Genomic DNA, 17689 nt, shown 5'->3' with positions numbered 1-17689 from the left:
CGCGAGGTAGCTGTTTTACAGATATGGCTTACCTGTTGCGGATTCCATGACACTCGCAAGCTGCACTGCGAGCATCGTTTCCATCAACGCTTCCATTTTAGAAAGGTCGTACACGTCCGAGTTGGAGTCTTGATCAGCCTGTTCCAGAGCTTCAAAATAAGGACGTCTGTTATCGACTATTTGATCCGGTATTGTATTTCTGCCTGGCAACATAAGGCCCAGCTTCACGCATAAGACGACATACGAAATCATCCGGGACGTTCGTCCATTGCCATCGCTGAACGGATGTATCCAATTGAGGCGCCACATCGCGTAAGACGCCAGATGTATTGCCGTCTTTTCATTCCAATGCGCATTGATGTAGTCGCAAAGCTCTTCGATCAACTCAGGAACGAGATGGGCTTCGACCGGCTTGTGCTTGCTTCCCTGTATTTCTACGGATGCAGGACGGTAATTTCCAGCGTGATGGCTAATCCCCTGCAGGGCTTCCCTGTGGAGGCTCAACAGAGCTGAAGGGCGAAGCTTCCACTGCGCGCCTTTTTCAATGGCATCAAAAATGATCTTGCAGGCGGTGTCATATTGCAACAGTCCGTTGCGTGCTTCAGCTTCAGCGCGCTCTTGTGCGTCAGTGATGATGTACGCTTCTGTTGCAATACTATGCCGCCGGATCGTGTCCGTCATTTCTGCTTCTTTGCTGCCATCTGCTCCGCGATTTTATCCACCATTTCGCGCGTAATAAGTTCGTTTTCGAAATGTGTATTTCCATAGGCGAAGCTACGCCTTTGCAACTCCAAATCCCTTTCCGTCTGAGGGATCTTTCTAGCGGCTTCCAGAAGATTTTTAAGCGGTTCGTTCATAACGAAAAATCCTTTCAAGCGTTCAGGAAGCTTTTATCAGTTTCTCAAGTCGAAACTCATCCTGAACATAATAACATGGAATTGCGCAAGTCTTGTGGCCACTCACGCCGCCAGCCCCTTCTTCGCCAGCATCGCATCCGGGCTCGGCAGTTTGCCACGAAAGGCCTTGTAGGCATCTTCCGGGTCGATCGAGCCGCCGACGGAATAGATGTGGTCCTTCAGCTTTTTGGCCATGGCCGTGTCAAAGGCATCGCCGGTTTCCTCGAAGGCGGCAAAGGCGTCGGCATCGAGCACTTCCGACCACATGTAGGAATAATAGCCGGCCGAATAGCCGCCGGCGAAGATGTGCTGGAAGTGTGGCGCGGCGTGGCGCATGACCAGTGATTTCGGGATGCCGAGTTCGCTGAGGATCTCCGCTTGAACCGCCATCGGGTCGTCGACCGGACCCCGGGTGTGGAATTCCATATCGACGATCGCCGACGAGGTGAATTCCACCGTGTTGAACCCGGCATTGAAGGTTCGGGCGGCCAGAACCTTGTCGAGCAGCGCCTGCGGCATAGGTTCGCCGGTCTCGACATGCACGGCATATTGCCTGAGGATCGCCGGTACCGTCAGCCAGTGTTCGTAGAGCTGCGAGGGCAACTCGACGAAATCGCGCGACACCGAGGTGCCGGAGACGGATGGGTAGGTCACGTCCGAGAGCATGCCATGCAGGGCATGGCCGAACTCGTGAAAGAGCGTGCGGGCATCGTCGAGCGACAGCAGCGCCGGCTTTCCCTCCGCCGGTTTGGCAAAGTTGCAGACATTGTAGATGATCGGCAGTTCGCCGGTCTTCCCGTTTTTCAGCGGCAGCTTGTGCTGCGACTGGAACGCGCTCATCCAGGCGCCGGAGCGCTTCGAGGAACGGGCAAAATAATCACCGAGGAAGAGAGCGACAAGCTTGTCCTGAGCGTCGCGGATTTCAAAGACGCGCACATCCGGGTGATAGGCGGGGATGCCCTTCTTTTCGATCGCGCGGATGCCGAACAGCCGGCTGGCCACATCAAAGCAGGCCTCGATGATCTTTTCGAGCTGCAGATAGGGCTTCAGCTCTGCTTCAGAAAAGTTGAATTTTTGCGCGCGGATGCGTTCTGAATAAAAGCGCCAGTCCCAGGGCATGACGTCGTGGTTCTTGCCGTCTTCTGCGATCAGGCCGGCAATATCGGCCTCTTCCTCACGGGCCCGCGTTACGGCCTTTGCCCAGACCGCGCGCAGGAGACCGTTTACTGCGGCCGGGGTCTTGGCCATGGTGTTGTCGAGCTTCATTTCGGCGAAATTACCATAGCCCAGCAGTTTGGCGACGTCGCTGCGCAGTGCCAGCGTTTCCCGGATGACACCGCGATTGTCGGTCTCGCCGGGATTTTCGCCGCGCGCAACCCATGCCTTGAAGGCCTGTTCGCGGAGATCACGGCGTTCAGAGAAAGTCAGGAAGGGCTCGATGATCGAGCGCGACAGGGTCACGGCATATTTGCCGTCCTCGCCGCGTTCGCGGGCCGCCGAAGCCATGGCGTCCTTGAGGAAATCCGGAAGGCCGTCAAGTTCCGGACCGTCGGACAGAATAAGCGACCACCGCTTCTCGTCGGCCAGAACGTTCTGTCCGAACCGGGTGCTGAGGCCTGCGAGCTTTTCGTTGATCCCCGCCAGTTGTTCCTGTTCCGGCTTCGGCAGCTTGGCGCCGGATTTGACAAAACCCTTCCAGTGGCGCTCCAGCACCCGTGTCTGCTCAAGATCAAGCCCAAGCGTTTCGCGCATCTCCCAGAGCGTGTCGATGCGCTGAAACAGCGCGGCATTCATGCCGATCTTGGAATAATGCCGCGACATCTTCGGCGAAATATCCCGTTCCAGCGCCTGGATCGTATCGTTGGTATGGGCGCCGGCGCGGTTCCAGAATAGCGAGGAAACCCGCGACAGCGCTTCGCCTGCGGTCTCAAGGGCGACGATGGTGTTTTCAAACGTGGCAGGCTGCGGATTGTTGGCGATGGTATCGATTTCGGTTTCGTGGCCGGAAAGGGCCGCCTCGAAGGACGCTGCAAAATCGCTGTCGCCGACCGCCTCGAAGCGCGGCAGCCCATCCGGGCCGTTCCAGTCGGTGATGGCGGGGTTCAGCGCGGGGCTCGACGTCATAAGGCAGTCCTTTCGCAGTCCGGTCTATCCCGCAGGTGGCGGGTGCCGCCCACATTTGCTGGCAGCGATTTTGGAAATATTCAGAGTGTCAGGTGGGCGTTTGCGAGCCGCCGGTCAAGGCTTGCGCAGGCCTAAAAGTCCGGGTGCTGCATGCCAGATGGCCTGCACGGCAAAGCCCATGAACAGGACACCGGAGAGCCGCACGATTGCCAGTTCATGGCGGCGGTAGAAACGCCGCACCACCGATGCGCCGATGATGCCGATCAGAATGATATCGGCAACCAGAAACCCAAGGAAGGAAACGGCTAGCAGCGCCGGCAGCGCATGAAAATCCAGCGCATTGGAAGAACCGGCAAGCAGCGCCGTAAAGGTCGCCAGCGCCACCGGATAGCCCTTCGGGTTCGTCAGGCCGAAAATCAGGCCGCGCCGGTAGGGCCGCTCGACGCTGATCAGCGGCTGGTTTTCGCCGCGCGGTTTGGCCCGCAGCGCGTTCCAGCCGATCCAGGCGAGATAGAAGCCGCAGAAAAGGCCGAGAATGTCGAACACCGTGCTGCCGATCGTCTTGGCGCCGACAATCGCGACGAGCGCCAGGGCCGACCAGAGCAGGTCACCGGCCAGATGTCCGCCCATGAACATCGCACCCGCCTTGCGGCCCTGTCCGGCACCGATGCCAAGCAGCGCGAGAAAGGCCGGACCGGGAATGAGGACATAAAGGAGGGCGGCCAGGAAGGCGCCGAAAAGCAGGGTCTGCGTCATGGAATCTCCTCGCGCGTGAAAGCACATTCGACCCTGCGCAGATGATTCCGTCAAGATGCCCGGGGAAAGGTGCGGGGCAGGGCCAGGCAAGGCTCTGCCCCGCGCGAAAAGCGGCGATCTACTTGGCTTCGGTTGCCTTCATGGCATTGTCGAGATGCATGGAGCAGTCGCTCGTCTTGCCATCCTTCATCGCCATCTTGGCGCTGTCGACTTCCTTCATGGCCATCATCATCTGATCCTTCTTCATCGGATCGGTCATGCCCTTGGCCATTTCCTCTGTCTTCATGATCGAGGCGTCGTCGCAGGCCATCATGCCGGCGGCAAAGGCCGGGGCCGACAGGCTGGCAACCAGCGCGGCGGCTGCAAAAATCATCTTGAACATAGTCTCTCTCCCAGTGAATGCGGGGAGCATCATTGCTCCCGCAGCGAACTCTGCGCCTGCGCTGCGAACACGTTCAATTCACGCATGCGCGATGCACGCGGTTGTCATAACCCGTGCTTTTAGTTGATATTTTCGTGATCGATTTATTACGTAATTTGCATATTTAAGCGGTGTTTTCCGGGCCTTGCCGGACTATCTCGCGCTTGATAAGTAATGCTTACGATATCCTAAAAGGCGAGTTCCCATGCCGGTCAGATTGGAAACCGATACGATCGGCATGTTGCTCACCGATGTGTCCCGGCTTTTGCGTGGTGCTTTCGATCGCTGCATCACGGCATCGGCCCTGGGCGTGACGCCGGGCGAGGCCAGGGCGCTGATCCAGGTGGCGGCGACCGAAGGCATCAAGCAGGCCGACATTGCGGTGCGGATGGGCATCGAACCGATGACGCTCTCCACCTATCTCGATCGTCTGGAAGCGCTCGGGCTGGTGGAGCGGGTGCCGGATCCCGGTGATCGCCGGGCAAAGAATGTCGTCGTCACCGATGCGGCGGATCCCTTGCTTCTCGCTCTTCGCAGCGAGGTCCGCACCCTGATGGACCAGGTCACGTCGGGGCTCGATGCGCAGGGCCGCGAAGCGCTGCGCGCGAGCCTCAAGGGCCTGCGCGAAAATCTGCACCAGCTCGACCGCTGCGTCTCCTCCGACAAGAAAAGTATCGGCGAATGAACCTGCGGATGAGCGAACGGCGTACCAGCATTCTCGGTGCCTTGCTGGCGACCCTTGGGCCGATCTCGATGTCGATCTACACACCGGCCATGCCCGAACTGGTAAAGGCCTTCGCCACCACCGAATCGATGATCAAGCTGACGCTATCGGTCTATTTCGGTGGCTTCTCGGTGGCGCAACTGATTGCCGGACCGATGTCGGATGCGTTTGGCCGCAAGCGGGCGACGGTCGCGTTCGTCGGCATCAATCTTATGGGCAGCCTCATCTGCGCGTTTGCGCCCACCGTCGATTGGCTGCTGGCCGGGCGGCTGATCCAGGGGATTGGCGCGTCCGTGGGGATCACCGTTGCACGCGCCATCGTGCGCGATCAATTTACCGGTGCCGAGGCGTCGCGGATCATGAACCTGATCGGCATCATGCTGGCCATCGGCCCGGCCATGGCGCCGACCATCGGCGGGTTGGCACTGGCGGCCTTCGGCTGGCAGGCTATTTTCTTCCTGCTGGTTGGTTTCGGTCTGATCGCCATCGCCGCCGTCCTCGTCTTCATGCGCGAGACCACCACGCCGGATCCGCGCCGCGCGCGGCCATGGCCGCTTCTGTCGGCCTATGGCGACCTCATCCGCGATTCCCGCTTCGTCGCCGCTGCCATCGTGCTCGGCGGTTCGGTCGGCGCGCTCTATGCGCAGTCAACGATGCTGTCCTTCATCCTGATCGACAAAGTCGGCATGACGCCAACGGCTTTCGGGATAGGCATGCTGATGCAGAGCGGCTGCTATTTTTCAGGCTCGGTCTGTCTGAGGCTGACGGCCGCAAAACTTGGCGGCGAAGGATCGGTTCGCGCAGGTCTGGCCCTGTGTGCCACCGGCGGACTGCTGATCATATTGTCCGTGCTTTTCGTCGCGCCGAGCTATCTGTCGGTCATGCTGCCGGTTGCGTTTTCCAGCTTCGGCATCGCTTTTTTGACACCGCATATGACCACGGCGGCTCTGCATTCCTTCCCGCATATTGCCGGTTCCGCATCGGCGATGATGGGGTTCATCCAGATGGCCGGCGGCTTTCTCGGCGGCCTCGCGGCCGCCCTCCTCGGCACCCCCTTCACAGCCTTCGGCGTGATCATCCCGGTGATGCTGTTCACGTCGATTGCCAGCTATGCCTGGTTTCAACATGCGACGCGGCGGCAGGTTCTGGATGCGGACAGAACGCAGGACAAGTAAGGAAGCCGGCGTTTTCTAAAGGATGCCCCTCTCGGGTCATCCTCGGGCTTGACCCGAGGATCCACGCTCCGGCGTCGGGCATGGCGGCTGGATGCTCGGGTCAGGCCCAAGCATGACGGAGTGTGGGTACCAACGAAAAAGCCCGCCTTCTTGCGGAGGCGGGCTTTCGAAACACGGATTAGCCCGGCTGTTACTTGTCGCGGTTGCGGGCGGCCAGTGTGCGCAGGCGCAGTGCGTTGAGCTTGATGAAGCCGGCGGCGTCCTTCTGGTCGTAGGCGCCTTGGTCGTCCTCGAAGGTGACCAGCTTGTCGGAATAGAGCGACTTGTTGCTTTCGCGGCCGGTGACCATGACATTGCCCTTGTAGAGCTTCAGCGTCACTTCGCCCTCGACATGATCCTGGCTCTTGTCGATCAGTGCCTGCAGCATTTCGCGTTCCGGCGAGAACCAGAAGCCGTAATAGATCAGCTCGGCATAACGCGGCATGATGTCGTCCTTGAGGTGGGCTGCACCCCGGTCGAGCGTGATCGATTCGATGGCGCGGTGGGCCGTGAGCAGGATCGTGCCGCCGGGGGTCTCGTAGACGCCGCGCGACTTCATGCCGACGAAGCGGTTTTCGACGAGATCGAGGCGGCCGATGCCGTTGTCGCGGCCGAGCGCGTTGAGCGCGGTCAGGATCGAGGCCGGGCTCATCTCCTTGCCATCGATCGAAACGGCATCACCCTTGCGGAAGCCGATCTTCACGGTTGTCGCCACATCCGGCGCTTCTTCCGGCGAAATCGTGCGCATGTAGACGTAGTTCGGCGCTTCGACGGCCGGGTCCTCGAGAACCTTGCCTTCGGAGGAGGAGTGCAACAGGTTGGCATCGACAGAGAACGGCGCCTCACCCATCTTGTCCTTGGCAACCGGGATCTGGTGCTGTTCGGCAAAAGCGAGCAGGTCGGTGCGGCTCTTGAACGACCAGTCGCGCCAAGGGGCGATGATCTTGATGTCGGGGTTCAGCGCATAGGCCGAAAGCTCGAAACGGACCTGGTCATTGCCCTTGCCGGTCGCACCATGCGCAATCGCATCGGCGCCGGTTTCCCGGGCGATGTCGATCAGGTGCTTGGAAATCAGCGGACGGGCGATCGAAGTGCCGAGCAGATAGACGCCTTCATAGACGGCATTGGCGCGGAACATCGGGAAGACGAAATCCTTGACGAATTCCTCGCGCACATCGCGGATGTAGATATCCTTGATGCCCATCATCTCAGCCTTCTTGCGGGCCGGCTCCAGCTCTTCGCCCTGGCCAAGGTCGGCGGTGAAGGTGACGACTTCAGCGCCGAGTTCGGTCTGCAGCCATTTCAGGATGATCGAGGTGTCGAGACCGCCGGAATAGGCGAGAACGACCTTTTTCACTTGCTTTGCCATGTTTGTCTGTCCGTCTTGTCCGAAAAGACGCGGGATCGCGCCCAAGAAAATTCTGCTGCACTTTTAGCGAGATTGCCGGTGCGTGCAAGCCTTTCGCGGCCAGAATTGCGCGGGCGGCACCTCGATGAGGGCTCGCGCCTCGGCATTCTGCATCTACCAAGGATTTGAAAAACGGAAAGCCCGCCGTCCCTGAGGGGCAGCGGGCTTGATCGAACAATTATTGTCCGCAGTGTGGCTATCGCCGCTCCTCGCAAACTGTTACCTGCACTGACGGCGCGGGCCGTAATTCGGCTGGTAGGTATTGTCGTAAGCGCGGTACGATCGGTAGCGCGCGTAGCAGGACTGGGTGTGCGAATTGCCATTCGAATAGCGCGGCTGCGATGCGATGGCACCGCCGATGATGGCACCAGCGGCAAGGCCACCGATGATCGCACCGGCATTGTTATTCCGGTGGCGGCGATAATCGTTGCGGTAATAGCCGTGACGATTGTTGTGGCGGCGGTCCCAGCGGTTGCTATGACGGTTACGGTCCCAGCCGTGGCGGCGGTGATTGTTGCGGATGATCCGGCGCTCACGATGATCGCGCACCTGCACGATATCTGTCTGAGCCGTCGCGGCCTTTACCGGCGCAGACGGAAATGCCTGTGCAGGCGCAAAGCTGGTCAAAGCTGTGACGGCGGAGATGAAGAGTACTGCAAGTTTTCTCATGAATGTTTCCTCGTTTCACCACATGAACGGATAGGCCGAAATTTCGTTCCGCCGCCGTCTTCACCATTTGGTGATCGGATTGGTTGTCTGACAGCGTTATGGGCGCGGAAAAGCAGAATTGCTTTCAGGTATCATTTCAGTCATTCAATGTTTGCTGATCCACCGAATGCGTGAACCTTCCATAGGATTGAAAGATGGATTTCCTGCCGAGCCTGCCGACACTTCTGGCTTTCACCGCAGCGACGCTGCTGCTCGCGGCGACGCCGGGTCCGGATATGACGCTGTCGATCAGCCGGGCGCTGAGCCAGGGCAAGGCCGCCGCCTTTTTCGTTGTCGTCGGAACCAGCCTTGGCTGCGTCGTACACACGCTCCTGGTCGCCTTCGGGATCTCGGCGCTGATCACGGCTTCGCCGACAGCCTTCATGATCCTGAAGACAGGCGGTGCCGCCTATCTGTTCTGGCTGGCGGTGCAGGCGATCCGCTATGGATCGACGCTAACGGTCAAGAAGGTGGATGACACCGGTGCCTCGGCGCTGGCCAATATATCCACCGGGCTCTGGGTCAACCTGCTCAACCCGAAAGTCATCATCTTTTTCATGACCTTCCTGCCGCAGTTCGTCACCGCCCATGATCCGGCCGTAACGCAGAAGCTGCTGTTCCTCGGCTTCTTCTTCATCGTCGCGGCGATGCCGGTCAATGTGCTGGTCATCCTGACGGCCGATGGCCTGTCCGGCTGGCTGCAGCGCCGCAAAAGCGTCATGCGCGGCATCGACTATACGTTTGCCGGTGTGTTCTCGATCTTTGCGGTAAAAATCCTGTTCACGCAGACGCGCTGAACAGGGTCAGCCGATCAGAAGCGCATCGTCATCCAGCGTCTGGCCGCGAATCTTGCGGAACATGGCGATGAGGTCTTCGACCTGCAGCGTCTTGCGGCTGTCGCCGGAGACGTCGAGCACCACTTCGCCCGCATGCAGCATGATGGTGCGGTGACCGAAATCGAGCGCCTGGCGCATCGAGTGGGTCACCATCAGCGCCGTCAGCTTGCGCTCGGAGACGATCTTCTGGGTGAGGTTCATGATGAACTCGGCCATGCCGGGATCGAGCGCTGCGGTATGTTCGTCGAGCAGCAGGACTTCGGAACCGGCAAGGGTCGCCATGACCAGCGAAACCGCCTGCCGCTGGCCGCCGGAGAGCAGGTCCATCCGGTCGCGCATGCGGTTTTCAAGGCCAAGGTTGAGCTCGGCGATGCGGTCGCGGAAATGTTCGCGGCGCTTGGGGCCAAGGGCCGGTGTCAGCCCCCGGCTTTCGCCGCGCCGTGCGGCCAGCGCCAGGTTTTCCTCGATCGACAGGGCGCCGCAGCTTCCCGCCAGCGGATCCTGAAAGACACGGGCAACGAGCCCGGCGCGGGCGGCCGTGCCCTTGCGGGTCACGTCTGTATTGCCAATGGTCACCTGTCCCGCCGCGGGGATAACGTCGCCGGCGAGAACCCCGAGCACGGTGGATTTGCCCGCACCATTGGAGCCGATGACGGTCACGAATGTGCCTTCCTCGATGGTCAGGCTGACGCCGTTCAGCGCCTGCTTCTGCAGCGGCGTTCCCTTGCCGAAGATCACCTGGATATTGTCGAGCTTGATCATGCGGCACCTCCGCGGCGCAGGCGGGGAAGGACGAGGGCGACCGTGACGAGCGCTGCGGTGACCAGATTGAGGTCGGAGGCCTGCAGGCCCAGGATATCGGTGGAGAGCGCCAGCTGGATGGCGATGCGATAGAGGATCGAGCCGAGCACACAGCCGATCAGCGCGATCAGGATGCCGCGCGCTCCGAGCAGCGTTTCGCCGATGATGACGGCCGCAAGGCCGACGACGATGGTGCCGACACCCGAGGTGACATCGGCAAAGCCGTTGGTCTGGGCAAACAGCGCGCCGCCAAGCGCAACCAGCGCGTTGGAGAGCGCCATGCCGAGATAGATCTGGCGGCTGGTATCGACCCCTTGCGCCCGCGCCATGCGCGCATTGGCGCCGGTTGCCCGCATGGCAAGACCGGCATCGCTTTCAAGGAAGCGCCAGACGGCAATGACGGCGACGATGACGAGAAGGCCAATGAACAGAGGCCGCACGTAGAAGTCCCGCAGGCCGAGGCCGAAAAACGGCGACAGCATCGTGTCGGCATTGATCAGCGCGACATTCGGCTTGCCCATGACCCGTAGATTGACGGAGAACAGCGCGATCATCGTCAGGATCGATGCGAGCAGATTGAGAATGCGGAAGCGGACGTTGAGGATGGCGGTGACGATGCCTGCAGCCGCGCCAGCGATCATGGCAACGCCCGAGGCGAGCCAGGGATTGACGCCGGCGATGATCAGGACGGCTGCAACGGCGGCGCCGAGCGGAAAGGAGCCGTCCACGGTCAGATCGGGAAAATCGAGCACGCGGAAGGCAAGGAATACACCGATGGCGACGAAGGCATAGACGAGCCCAAGCTCGACTGCTCCCCAGAAGGCAATTTGGCTCACCGCTGTCGGTCCTCTTCTTTTTACGTCTTCAAACCCGCTGCGGCACTCAGGGCTTTGCAAGGTGCGCCGCCTAACCCAGGTCTTTTTTACAAATGAACCGCCCCCGTATGGAAGGAGGGCGGCTCAAAATCAATCGGATTGTGCAAATTTCGGGTGGTTTGGCGTTATTCGACAACGCGGGTGGCGCGGTCAAGAACGCTTTGCGGGAAGGTCACGCCCATCTTGGCGGCCGAACCCTTGTTGATGACCAGGTCGGTGCCGGCGGCAACCTTGACGGCGATATCGCCGGGGTTTTCACCCTTCAGGATGCGAACGACGATATCGCCGGTCTGCTTGCCGACATCGTGATAGTTGAAGCCGAGGGCGGCCACGGCCCCGCGCGATACGGAATCGGTATCGGCGGTAAACAGCGGCAGCTTGGCTTCGACAGCCACGGCCACAGCACCTTCGAGCGCCGAAATGATCGTATTGTCGGTGGGGATGTAAATGACGTCGGCACGGCCGACCAGTGCGCGGGCAGCACCCTGGACTTCAGCCGACTTGGTCGCAGCCGATTCAACCACCGTCAGGCCGGCCTTTTCGGCTTCGGTCTTCAAAACGGCGAGCAGCGATACGGAGTTTGCCTCGCCGGAATTGTAGAGATAGCCGATCGACTTCACGTTCGGCAGGATTTCCTTGATCAGCGCCACATGTTCGGCAACCGGCGACAGATCGGACAGGCCGGTGACGTTGCCGCCGGGCTTGTCCATGTCCTTGATCAGCTGGGCGCCGAGCGGGTCGGAGACGGCGGTAAAGACGACCGGGATATCGCGCGTCGAGGAAACGACGGCCTGCGCCGACGGGGTCGAGATCGGAACGATCACATTCGGTGCCTCCCCGGCAAACTGGCGGGCGATCTGGGCTGCGGTTGCCGGGTTGCCCTGCGCGGATTCGTAGAGGAACTTGAGGTTCTCGCCTTCCTTGTAGCCGGCAGCGGCGAGGGTTTCCTTGACGCCGTCACGCACGGCATCGAGCGCCGGATGTTCGACGATCGCGGTGACCGCAACCGTGACATCTTCCGCACGGGCGGGCAGGGTGAGGGCGGCAGTAGCCGCCAGGGCGATGAGAAGCGAACGCATGGGTGTCCTCCAAGACTGATTTTTAGGCAGTCTTAGGAAGGCTCGAGGTTTAAATCAATCGAATTGCGGACCAGCATCCATCAAATTTGCTGATCAATCCTCACCGTGATTGGCAATCATCATCGCCTCGAACGCCATGCGATCGACCTTGCGCATGCGCTCGGAATCGGATTTCAGCTGGCCGCAGGCGGCGAGAATGTCGCGGCCGCGCGGTGTGCGGATCGGCGATGCATAGCCGGCCGCATTGATGAAATCGGCAAATTTCTCGATCTGCTCCCATTTCGAACACTGGTAGTTCGTGCCCGGCCAGGGATTGAACGGGATCAGGTTGATCTTGGCCGGAATGCCCTTCAACATGCGCACCAGTTCTTTGGCATCTTCCAGCGTGTCATTGACGCCTTCAAGCATGACATATTCGAACGTGATGCGGCGGGCATTCGACAGGCCCGGATATTTCCGGCAGGCGTCGAGCAGGTCCTTCAGCGGGTACTTCTTGTTGATCGGCACCAGCATATCGCGCAGGTCGTCCTTCACCGCATGCAGCGAGATCGCCAGCATGACGCCGATTTCCTCGCCGGTGCGAAAGATTTCCGGAACGATGCCAGAGGTCGACAGCGTGACGCGGCGCTTCGACAGCGACAGGCCGTCGCCATCGGTCGCGATCAGCAGTGCGGTCTTGACGTTTTCGAAATTGTAAAGCGGCTCGCCCATGCCCATCATCACCATATTGGTGACCTTGCGGCCCTCATTGGGGACAACGGTGCCGACCGGCGTGTCGCGGTCCGGGAAATCGCCGAGCCGGTCGCGGGCAAGCAGCAGCTGCGAAAGGATTTCCTCGGCCGTCAGATTGCGCACCAGCTTCTGGGTGCCGGTATGACAGAAGGAACAGGTCAGCGTGCAACCGACCTGGCTGGAAACGCACAGCGTGCCGCGGCCTTCCTCGGGGATATAGACCGTTTCAATCTCGACAGGACGGCCGGCACCGCGCGGCGGAAAGCGTAGGAGCCATTTGCGGGTGCCGTCGGTGGAGATCTGCTCTTCGACGATTTCAGGCCGGGCGATGGTGAAATGCTTCTTCAGAAGCTCGCGCATGTCCTTCGACACATTGGTCATGTGGTCGAAATCGGAAACGCCGCGCACATAGAGCCAGTTCCAGAGCTGGCTGGAGCGCATCTTGACCTGCTTTGCGGGAACGCCGACATCGGCGAGCGCCTTGCCCATGTCTTCGCGCGAAAGACCGATCAGCGTCGGCTTTTCGGCTGCGATTGCCGTGCGGACAGCTGCCTTGACGGGACGGTCCAGATCGAGTGCTTCAGTCGCGGCCATTCTCGCCATTTCCCATGTTTGCGATACGCAAGGCCCGTTCAAGCGCTTTTGCCTGTAGCCGGTTGCGTCAATGCTGAGATCAGAATTCGTTTGCCGCGCATCGGGATCGCCAGCGATCCCTGGGTCGTCAACGATCCACGCAGCTATCGTCAAGCGGGCCTTTAGCACGGTTTTCGCCCGGCGTCACCCTCCGGCGCCTCAGGGCAGATCTGCAAAAAGACGACGGCGTTAACGCCAAAAGGCCGGATGAACCGGCCTTTTGCGATAATGATGATGTCCGGCTGCGCTTACTTGCAGTTTTCGATCTGCTTCAGCGCAGCCGAAATGCCCGAAAGCGAATAGGAATAGGCCGTCGGCGTGCCCTTGCGGGACTTTGCGGCAATCGACATCGCCTTGCCGGTCTTCATGGCGGCAACCAAAGCCGGTTCTTCCGCAGCGTTCTCCACCCAAGCGGAGTTGCCCTTGGTAAACATCGTGAAGTTCTTCGCGTCGATGGTGACGGTAACCTTCGAATTTTCCTGGAGCGGATAGCCCATCATCGCCTGCGGTTCGTAGGAAATGTTCTGGCCGGGACGCTGCGACACCAGGAAGAAGATATCGCCGTGATCGACATTGGCCGGGCTCTTTTCCTTCGGAACCGACAGCACATAGCAGACCTTGCCGGCGCCGGCCTGATAGGAATAGGCGCCCCAGGCATTGAACTGCTGAATGCGGGTCGGCGACTGGGCCGAAGCAACGCCGGCAAATGCCAGCACGAGTGCGAGTGCGAGGTTGAGCTTTCTTACAAACATCTTGTCCTGCCGGTTTCTTGAGCGCCCAAAGCCCGATCAGCATCAGCCGGGCAACGCTTGGTCACGATTTGATTTATTTTGACTTAATTCAGGTTACTAAACCGTCAACATTCCCTGAACTTACTGCGCTATCCGCTTTAATATGGAACAAAGTACGGCGCAAACCCTGCTCCGGTTTCAGGGCTTCGATAAAGCGCCTGAACTCTGCGAGCCTGCCTTGATCCACGGTGTACGAAAACCCCAGAGAACGGGTGCTTCGGAAAAATTCCCGAATTCCGTCCGCCAAGCACGTTTCGCTTGCCGGGCAGCTGCCCGATCAGCCGACGCGTGCCCGGCGTTCGTTTTATGTCACAAAGAATCAGGCAAGAGTTTGACCTTTGGCAAAAGCGCTGTACCTCTGGTGCAATACTGCAAAAAACAGGGCGGGAGGCCATCAAAAGCGGAATGAATGTTGAAGTGAGACAGCATTTTACCGCCCTTGCCGTGGCCGTCGCACGCGATCGTGATCAGACCGCCTTTTCGGAGCTCTTCGACTTTTTCGCGCCACGGCTGAAATCCTTCCTGATGCGGCAGAATGCCGGCGTCACGGAAGCGGAAGAGGTTGTGCAGGAAGTGATGGTTATCCTGTGGCAAAAGGCGCATCTCTACGATCCGGAAAAGTCCTCGCTTTCGACCTGGCTGTTCCGCATCGCCCGCAACCGGCGCATTGACGTTGCCCGCCGCCAGCGTAACGGCGCGCTGGATGCGCACGAACCGCTGCTCCTGCCCACCGCACCGCCCGCGCCGGATCAGCTGATCGAAAGCGAAGATCGCGAACAGATCGTCCGCACGGCGCTGGCCAAGCTGCCCGTCGAGCAGGTGACCCTGATCAGGATGGCGTTTTTCTTTGGCCAGTCGCATTCGGAGATCTCGGCAGCCACCGGCCTGCCGCTGGGAACCGTCAAGTCACGCATCCGCCTTGCGTTCGGCAAGTTGCGGGCCATGCTCGAAGAGGGCGGGGTCGATAGCGCCTATTGAACTCGGTGGTCAGCCCGGAAGCTTTTCCTTCAGCGTCTCGTCGGCCTCGATATAGTGCTTTTTCTTGATCTGGCCGCTGATCGCGGCAAAGGCCGCCGTCAAAACGGCGATATCGTCGGAAAAGCCGACAACGGCCAGGACGTCGGGAATGAAATCGAACGGCATAACGAAATAGGCCAGGGCGCCCAACAGGATGCCGCGTGTGCGCAGCGGCGTCGCCGGATCCATTGCGCAATAGTAGGCGGCAACCACATCGCGGCTGAACGGGATCTGCCGCATTGCCCGTTTCAGGGTCGGCCAGAAACGCCGCTTCACCTTGCGGGCTTTCGCTTCCTGCTCACTTTCCTCGCCAGGCAGCAAAATCTCGCCGATCTTGATGTCATCCATCTTGCTTGTCCCATCCGTCATGGAAAATCATATGGTGAGCAGGCCCGCGATTTCAAATGGTGTGATGTCACATCCGCTATTTCAGATGCCCTATTTCATATGCTCGGGCATGCGGCCCGCCGCCGCCTTGTCCATCTTCGCGGCAAGCTTGAAGTCCAAATCGGTCAGCCCTTTTGAATCATGGGTGGTGAGCGTCACATCGACTTTGTTGTAGACATTGAACCATTCCGGGTGATGGTTGAGTTTTTCCGCATTGATCGCACTTTCGGTCATGAAACCGAACGCTTCAATGAAACTCTTGAAACGGAAGGCTTTCCAGATCGACGCGCCGTCCTCGGCCAGCACCCAGCCGTCCATGGAAGACAGGTTTTCGGCAACGGCCTCCTTGGTGAGCTTTTCCTGTTTCATGGGGCTTCCCCTTCCAGATTTTTTTGATGGCGGTAACCGGTTCCAGTTTCACAACGCAGCGGCCGCAGATAGGTTCAACCTTTTCCAGAGCCGCTTGGCCAGAGCCGCTGGATAGTCATGAAGACTGTCAGAATTCTCTTCGTCTGTCTCGGCAATATCTGCCGCTCACCCCTTGCTGAGGGTATTCTTAGGCATGTGGCAGGGGATATTCCGGTGGATGTCGATTCGGCCGGGACGGGCGGGTGGCATATCGGCAATCCGCCGGATCGCCGCTCGATCGCCGTCGCGCTGAAGCATGGGATCGATATCGCGTCAGAGCGGTGCCGCAAAGTTCATCCGGGCGATTTCGACGCCTTCGATCTGATCTTTGCGATGGACCGCAGCAATCTTGCCGATCTGCGCGCGATGGCTCCACTGTCGGCGGGCCACAAGCTGCACCTGTTTCTCGCCTATACGAAGGGGACCGCAACCGATGTGCCCGACCCCTATTATGAGGGGCCGGAAGGGTTCGAGACCGTCTACAGCATGCTCTTTGAGGGGTGCAGCTCGCTGGCCGGCACGCTCAGGGAGCGCTCGTAGAGCGGAAAGACTTCCTCGGTGACATAGGGGCCGCCGCCGACTGAATCGCGTGATGACAACAGCACGAAGCGAGAGACGGTGAACGGATTGGTGTAGAAGCCGCCTCGTCCGGAGAGATAGTTGACCACATCCTCCACCCGCGACGACCGCAGCCGGCCAAGCGTCACATGCGGGGTGAATTTGCGGGGATCGGCGGGCAGGCCGAGCCTCTGGCAGATGCGTTCGATTTCCGCCTGAAGCGCATAGAGTTCCGGCGGGTTGCTGACGCCCGCCCAAACGGAATGCGGCTTCTTCGATCCGAAGGCGCCGGTTCCCGTCAGTTGCAGCTGGAATTCCGGGCGCTCGATCCGATCCAGCCGGTCAACGATCTCGTCGGCGGTGCGGTTGTCGACGTCCCCGATGAAGCGAAGAGTGATGTGGTAATTCTCCACATCGATCCAACGGGCACCGGGAAGACCACCACGCAACAATGAAAGGCTCATTGCGGCATTCCGTGGTATCTCGAGGGCGGTGAAAAGTCTCGGCATGACGAGCTCCCCGAATCTCTTGAAGATAACCCAGCGAATCATGCTTGCCTGCGAGAAGCAAATACAATTTCGCACCTGCAATATTTATCCAACGCGATTAACAGGCGCTGAACAGCGGTATATTTCTTCCCGCCTAGCCTCCGGTCGCGAGTGACTGAAGGAACCGTTCGGCCGAAGGAAGGAAGCGTTCGACCATGACGCCGACGCCATCGCCATTCGGGTGCATGCCGTCCTCGATCTTCAGCTTGGCATCCTCGACCACACCATCGAGGAAGAACGGATAGAGTTCGAGACCGTAAGTCTTGGCAAGCTCCGGATAGACCGGATTGAACCGGGCTGCATAGTCTGCGCCCATGTTCGGTGGCGCCATCATGCCGACCAGAAGCACGGCGATGCCGCGCGATTTCAGTTTCTCGATCATGGCGATAAGGTTTTTGCGGCTTTCCTCGGGCGCGATACCGCGCAGGGCATCATTGGCGCCGAGTTCGAGAATGACGCCCTTGGTACCGTCCGGAACCGACCAGTCGATCCGCGCGAGACCCCCCGATGTGGTGTCGCCGGAGACGCCGGCATTGGCGATCGTCACGTCGTGACCCTTCTCGCGCAGGGCTTTTTCCAGCCGGGCGGGGAAGGCGTCTGCCGATGGTAATTGGTAGCCGGCCATCAGGCTATCGCCGAAACCGACGAGGCTGAGCGGCTCGGCACGGCTGATCACGGGCATCATCACAATCGCCGTGATCGCCAACAAAAATGTACAGAAACCTTTTATTCGCATGAACGCGCCCTTAAATCGGTAAAAGTCAGCCGTTCCG

The 17689-nt window shown here is 59.8% G+C and carries 21 protein-coding genes; 5 read left to right on the top strand and 16 right to left on the bottom strand.

Annotated elements, in window-relative coordinates:
• Positions 1-15 precede the first annotated feature (15 nt).
• From ASD32_RS13295 to ASD32_RS13275, 5 genes are all read right to left on the bottom strand, one after another.
• The gene (locus ASD32_RS13295) at positions 16-681 is read right to left on the bottom strand and encodes a Fic family protein (RefSeq protein ID WP_060638505.1); all 666 of its coding nucleotides are present in this window, start codon (positions 679-681) and stop codon (positions 16-18) included.
• The gene (locus tag ASD32_RS13290; RefSeq protein ID WP_060638504.1) at positions 678-857 is read right to left on the bottom strand and encodes a hypothetical protein; all 180 of its coding nucleotides are present in this window, start codon (positions 855-857) and stop codon (positions 678-680) included. The genes ASD32_RS13295 and ASD32_RS13290 overlap by 4 nt, the downstream gene beginning before the upstream one ends.
• Positions 858-959: 102 nt before the next feature.
• The gene (locus ASD32_RS13285) at positions 960-3020 is read right to left on the bottom strand and encodes a M3 family metallopeptidase (RefSeq protein ID WP_060638503.1); all 2061 of its coding nucleotides are present in this window, start codon (positions 3018-3020) and stop codon (positions 960-962) included.
• A 114-nt stretch (positions 3021-3134) separates the two neighbouring features.
• Positions 3135-3776, bottom strand: coding sequence for a LysE family translocator (locus ASD32_RS13280; protein WP_060638502.1), 642 nt, complete (start codon positions 3774-3776; stop codon positions 3135-3137).
• A gap of 118 nt (positions 3777-3894) precedes the next feature.
• Positions 3895-4158: a hypothetical protein gene (locus tag ASD32_RS13275; protein WP_060638501.1), complete on the bottom strand. Its 264-nt coding sequence runs from the start codon at positions 4156-4158 to the stop codon at positions 3895-3897.
• Positions 4159-4402: 244 nt separating this feature from the next.
• Between ASD32_RS13275 and ASD32_RS13270 the strand changes: the two genes are divergently transcribed.
• Together ASD32_RS13270 and ASD32_RS13265 are read left to right on the top strand one after the other, a co-directional pair.
• On the top strand, positions 4403-4882 hold the full coding sequence (locus tag ASD32_RS13270) for a MarR family transcriptional regulator (protein ID WP_060638500.1): 480 nt from the start codon (positions 4403-4405) through the stop codon (positions 4880-4882).
• A gap of 8 nt (positions 4883-4890) precedes the next feature.
• The gene (locus tag ASD32_RS13265; protein WP_060638655.1) at positions 4891-6096 is read left to right on the top strand and encodes a multidrug effflux MFS transporter; all 1206 of its coding nucleotides are present in this window, start codon (positions 4891-4893) and stop codon (positions 6094-6096) included.
• Positions 6097-6286: 190 nt separating this feature from the next.
• Here ASD32_RS13265 and ASD32_RS13260 read toward each other — a convergent pair whose 3' ends face one another.
• On the bottom strand, positions 6287-7504 hold the full coding sequence (locus ASD32_RS13260; RefSeq protein WP_060638654.1) for an argininosuccinate synthase: 1218 nt from the start codon (positions 7502-7504) through the stop codon (positions 6287-6289).
• Positions 7505-7762: 258 nt separating this feature from the next.
• Positions 7763-8212 carry a BA14K family protein gene (locus ASD32_RS13255; RefSeq protein ID WP_060638499.1) on the bottom strand — a complete coding sequence of 150 codons (450 nt, stop codon included), beginning with the start codon at positions 8210-8212 and terminating at the stop codon, positions 7763-7765.
• 194 nt (positions 8213-8406) lie between these two features.
• On the opposite strand from ASD32_RS13255, the gene ASD32_RS13250 reads away from it, so the two are divergent.
• Positions 8407-9048 (top strand): LysE family translocator, encoded by a 642-nt coding sequence (locus ASD32_RS13250; protein ID WP_060638498.1) that lies wholly within the window; start codon positions 8407-8409, stop codon positions 9046-9048.
• Between the two features lie 6 nt (positions 9049-9054).
• Here the strand turns inward: ASD32_RS13250 and ASD32_RS13245 are convergent, their stop codons facing one another.
• The 5 genes from ASD32_RS13245 to ASD32_RS13225 all read right to left on the bottom strand — a co-directional run bounded on the left by ASD32_RS13245 (position 9055) and on the right by ASD32_RS13225 (position 13959).
• Positions 9055-9849, bottom strand: coding sequence for an ABC transporter ATP-binding protein (locus tag ASD32_RS13245; RefSeq protein WP_060638497.1), 795 nt, complete (start codon positions 9847-9849; stop codon positions 9055-9057).
• The gene (locus ASD32_RS13240; RefSeq protein ID WP_060638496.1) at positions 9846-10724 is read right to left on the bottom strand and encodes an ABC transporter permease; all 879 of its coding nucleotides are present in this window, start codon (positions 10722-10724) and stop codon (positions 9846-9848) included. Before ASD32_RS13240 ends, ASD32_RS13245 begins: the two co-directional genes overlap by 4 nt.
• A gap of 164 nt (positions 10725-10888) precedes the next feature.
• Positions 10889-11842, bottom strand: coding sequence for an ABC transporter substrate-binding protein (locus tag ASD32_RS13235; protein ID WP_060638495.1), 954 nt, complete (start codon positions 11840-11842; stop codon positions 10889-10891).
• Between the two features lie 93 nt (positions 11843-11935).
• Positions 11936-13168, bottom strand: coding sequence for a 23S rRNA (adenine(2503)-C(2))-methyltransferase RlmN (rlmN, locus tag ASD32_RS13230; RefSeq protein ID WP_060638494.1), 1233 nt, complete (start codon positions 13166-13168; stop codon positions 11936-11938).
• Between the two features lie 287 nt (positions 13169-13455).
• Positions 13456-13959 carry an invasion associated locus B family protein gene (locus tag ASD32_RS13225; RefSeq protein WP_060638493.1) on the bottom strand — a complete coding sequence of 168 codons (504 nt, stop codon included), beginning with the start codon at positions 13957-13959 and terminating at the stop codon, positions 13456-13458.
• 444 nt (positions 13960-14403) lie between these two features.
• Here ASD32_RS13225 and ASD32_RS13220 point away from each other — a divergent pair, with 444 nt between their 5' ends.
• Positions 14404-14976, top strand: coding sequence for a sigma-70 family RNA polymerase sigma factor (locus tag ASD32_RS13220; RefSeq protein ID WP_060638492.1), 573 nt, complete (start codon positions 14404-14406; stop codon positions 14974-14976).
• A 9-nt stretch (positions 14977-14985) separates the two neighbouring features.
• Here the strand turns inward: ASD32_RS13220 and ASD32_RS13215 are convergent, their stop codons facing one another.
• Both ASD32_RS13215 and ASD32_RS13210 read right to left on the bottom strand, forming a co-directional pair.
• The gene (locus ASD32_RS13215; RefSeq protein ID WP_060638653.1) at positions 14986-15363 is read right to left on the bottom strand and encodes a YkvA family protein; all 378 of its coding nucleotides are present in this window, start codon (positions 15361-15363) and stop codon (positions 14986-14988) included.
• Between the two features lie 90 nt (positions 15364-15453).
• On the bottom strand, positions 15454-15771 hold the full coding sequence (locus ASD32_RS13210) for a 4a-hydroxytetrahydrobiopterin dehydratase (protein WP_060638491.1): 318 nt from the start codon (positions 15769-15771) through the stop codon (positions 15454-15456).
• A gap of 117 nt (positions 15772-15888) precedes the next feature.
• Here ASD32_RS13210 and ASD32_RS13205 point away from each other — a divergent pair, with 117 nt between their 5' ends.
• Positions 15889-16350 (top strand): low molecular weight protein-tyrosine-phosphatase, encoded by a 462-nt coding sequence (locus tag ASD32_RS13205; protein WP_060638490.1) that lies wholly within the window; start codon positions 15889-15891, stop codon positions 16348-16350.
• Here the strand turns inward: ASD32_RS13205 and thpR are convergent.
• On the bottom strand, positions 16290-16877 hold the full coding sequence (gene thpR / locus ASD32_RS13200; RefSeq protein WP_060638652.1) for an RNA 2',3'-cyclic phosphodiesterase: 588 nt from the start codon (positions 16875-16877) through the stop codon (positions 16290-16292). The genes ASD32_RS13205 and thpR overlap by 61 nt on opposite strands.
• A 133-nt stretch (positions 16878-17010) precedes the next feature.
• The gene (locus ASD32_RS13195) at positions 17011-17601 is read right to left on the bottom strand and encodes an arylesterase (RefSeq protein ID WP_244490162.1); all 591 of its coding nucleotides are present in this window, start codon (positions 17599-17601) and stop codon (positions 17011-17013) included.
• Positions 17602-17689: the final 88 nt, after the last annotated feature.

It is taken from the genome of Rhizobium sp. Root483D2 (assembly GCF_001426685.1).
In the GTDB taxonomy this organism is placed as follows: Bacteria; Pseudomonadota; Alphaproteobacteria; order Rhizobiales; family Rhizobiaceae; genus Pararhizobium; species Pararhizobium qamdonense.
The sequence above is the reverse complement of the archived record's forward strand: the minus strand, read 5'-3'. Positions and strand labels throughout refer to the sequence as shown.

Bases quoted from the DNA above. Each gene is read 5' to 3' on its own strand.
- rlmN (WP_060638494.1), bottom strand. From the start codon at position 13,168: ATGGCCGCGACTGAAGCACTCGATCTGGACCGTCCCGTCAAGGCAGCT.
- ASD32_RS13220 (WP_060638492.1), top strand. From the start codon at position 14,404: ATGAATGTTGAAGTGAGACAGCATTTTACCGCCCTTGCCGTGGCCGTC.
- ASD32_RS13290 (WP_060638504.1), bottom strand. From the start codon at position 857: ATGAACGAACCGCTTAAAAATCTTCTGGAAGCCGCTAGAAAGATCCCT.
- thpR (WP_060638652.1), bottom strand. From the start codon at position 16,877: ATGCCGAGACTTTTCACCGCCCTCGAGATACCACGGAATGCCGCAATG.
- ASD32_RS13235 (WP_060638495.1), bottom strand. From the start codon at position 11,842: ATGCGTTCGCTTCTCATCGCCCTGGCGGCTACTGCCGCCCTCACCCTG.
- ASD32_RS13215 (WP_060638653.1), bottom strand. From the start codon at position 15,363: ATGGATGACATCAAGATCGGCGAGATTTTGCTGCCTGGCGAGGAAAGT.
- ASD32_RS13225 (WP_060638493.1), bottom strand. From the start codon at position 13,959: ATGTTTGTAAGAAAGCTCAACCTCGCACTCGCACTCGTGCTGGCATTT.
- ASD32_RS13245 (WP_060638497.1), bottom strand. From the start codon at position 9,849: ATGATCAAGCTCGACAATATCCAGGTGATCTTCGGCAAGGGAACGCCG.
- ASD32_RS13210 (WP_060638491.1), bottom strand. From the start codon at position 15,771: ATGAAACAGGAAAAGCTCACCAAGGAGGCCGTTGCCGAAAACCTGTCT.
- ASD32_RS13270 (WP_060638500.1), top strand. From the start codon at position 4,403: ATGCCGGTCAGATTGGAAACCGATACGATCGGCATGTTGCTCACCGAT.
- ASD32_RS13260 (WP_060638654.1), bottom strand. From the start codon at position 7,504: ATGGCAAAGCAAGTGAAAAAGGTCGTTCTCGCCTATTCCGGCGGTCTC.
- ASD32_RS13255 (WP_060638499.1), bottom strand. From the start codon at position 8,212: ATGAGAAAACTTGCAGTACTCTTCATCTCCGCCGTCACAGCTTTGACC.
- ASD32_RS13195 (WP_244490162.1), bottom strand. From the start codon at position 17,601: ATGATGCCCGTGATCAGCCGTGCCGAGCCGCTCAGCCTCGTCGGTTTC.
- ASD32_RS13265 (WP_060638655.1), top strand. From the start codon at position 4,891: ATGAGCGAACGGCGTACCAGCATTCTCGGTGCCTTGCTGGCGACCCTT.
- ASD32_RS13275 (WP_060638501.1), bottom strand. From the start codon at position 4,158: ATGTTCAAGATGATTTTTGCAGCCGCCGCGCTGGTTGCCAGCCTGTCG.
- ASD32_RS13285 (WP_060638503.1), bottom strand. From the start codon at position 3,020: ATGACGTCGAGCCCCGCGCTGAACCCCGCCATCACCGACTGGAACGGC.
- ASD32_RS13250 (WP_060638498.1), top strand. From the start codon at position 8,407: ATGGATTTCCTGCCGAGCCTGCCGACACTTCTGGCTTTCACCGCAGCG.
- ASD32_RS13280 (WP_060638502.1), bottom strand. From the start codon at position 3,776: ATGACGCAGACCCTGCTTTTCGGCGCCTTCCTGGCCGCCCTCCTTTAT.
- ASD32_RS13295 (WP_060638505.1), bottom strand. From the start codon at position 681: ATGACGGACACGATCCGGCGGCATAGTATTGCAACAGAAGCGTACATC.
- ASD32_RS13205 (WP_060638490.1), top strand. From the start codon at position 15,889: ATGAAGACTGTCAGAATTCTCTTCGTCTGTCTCGGCAATATCTGCCGC.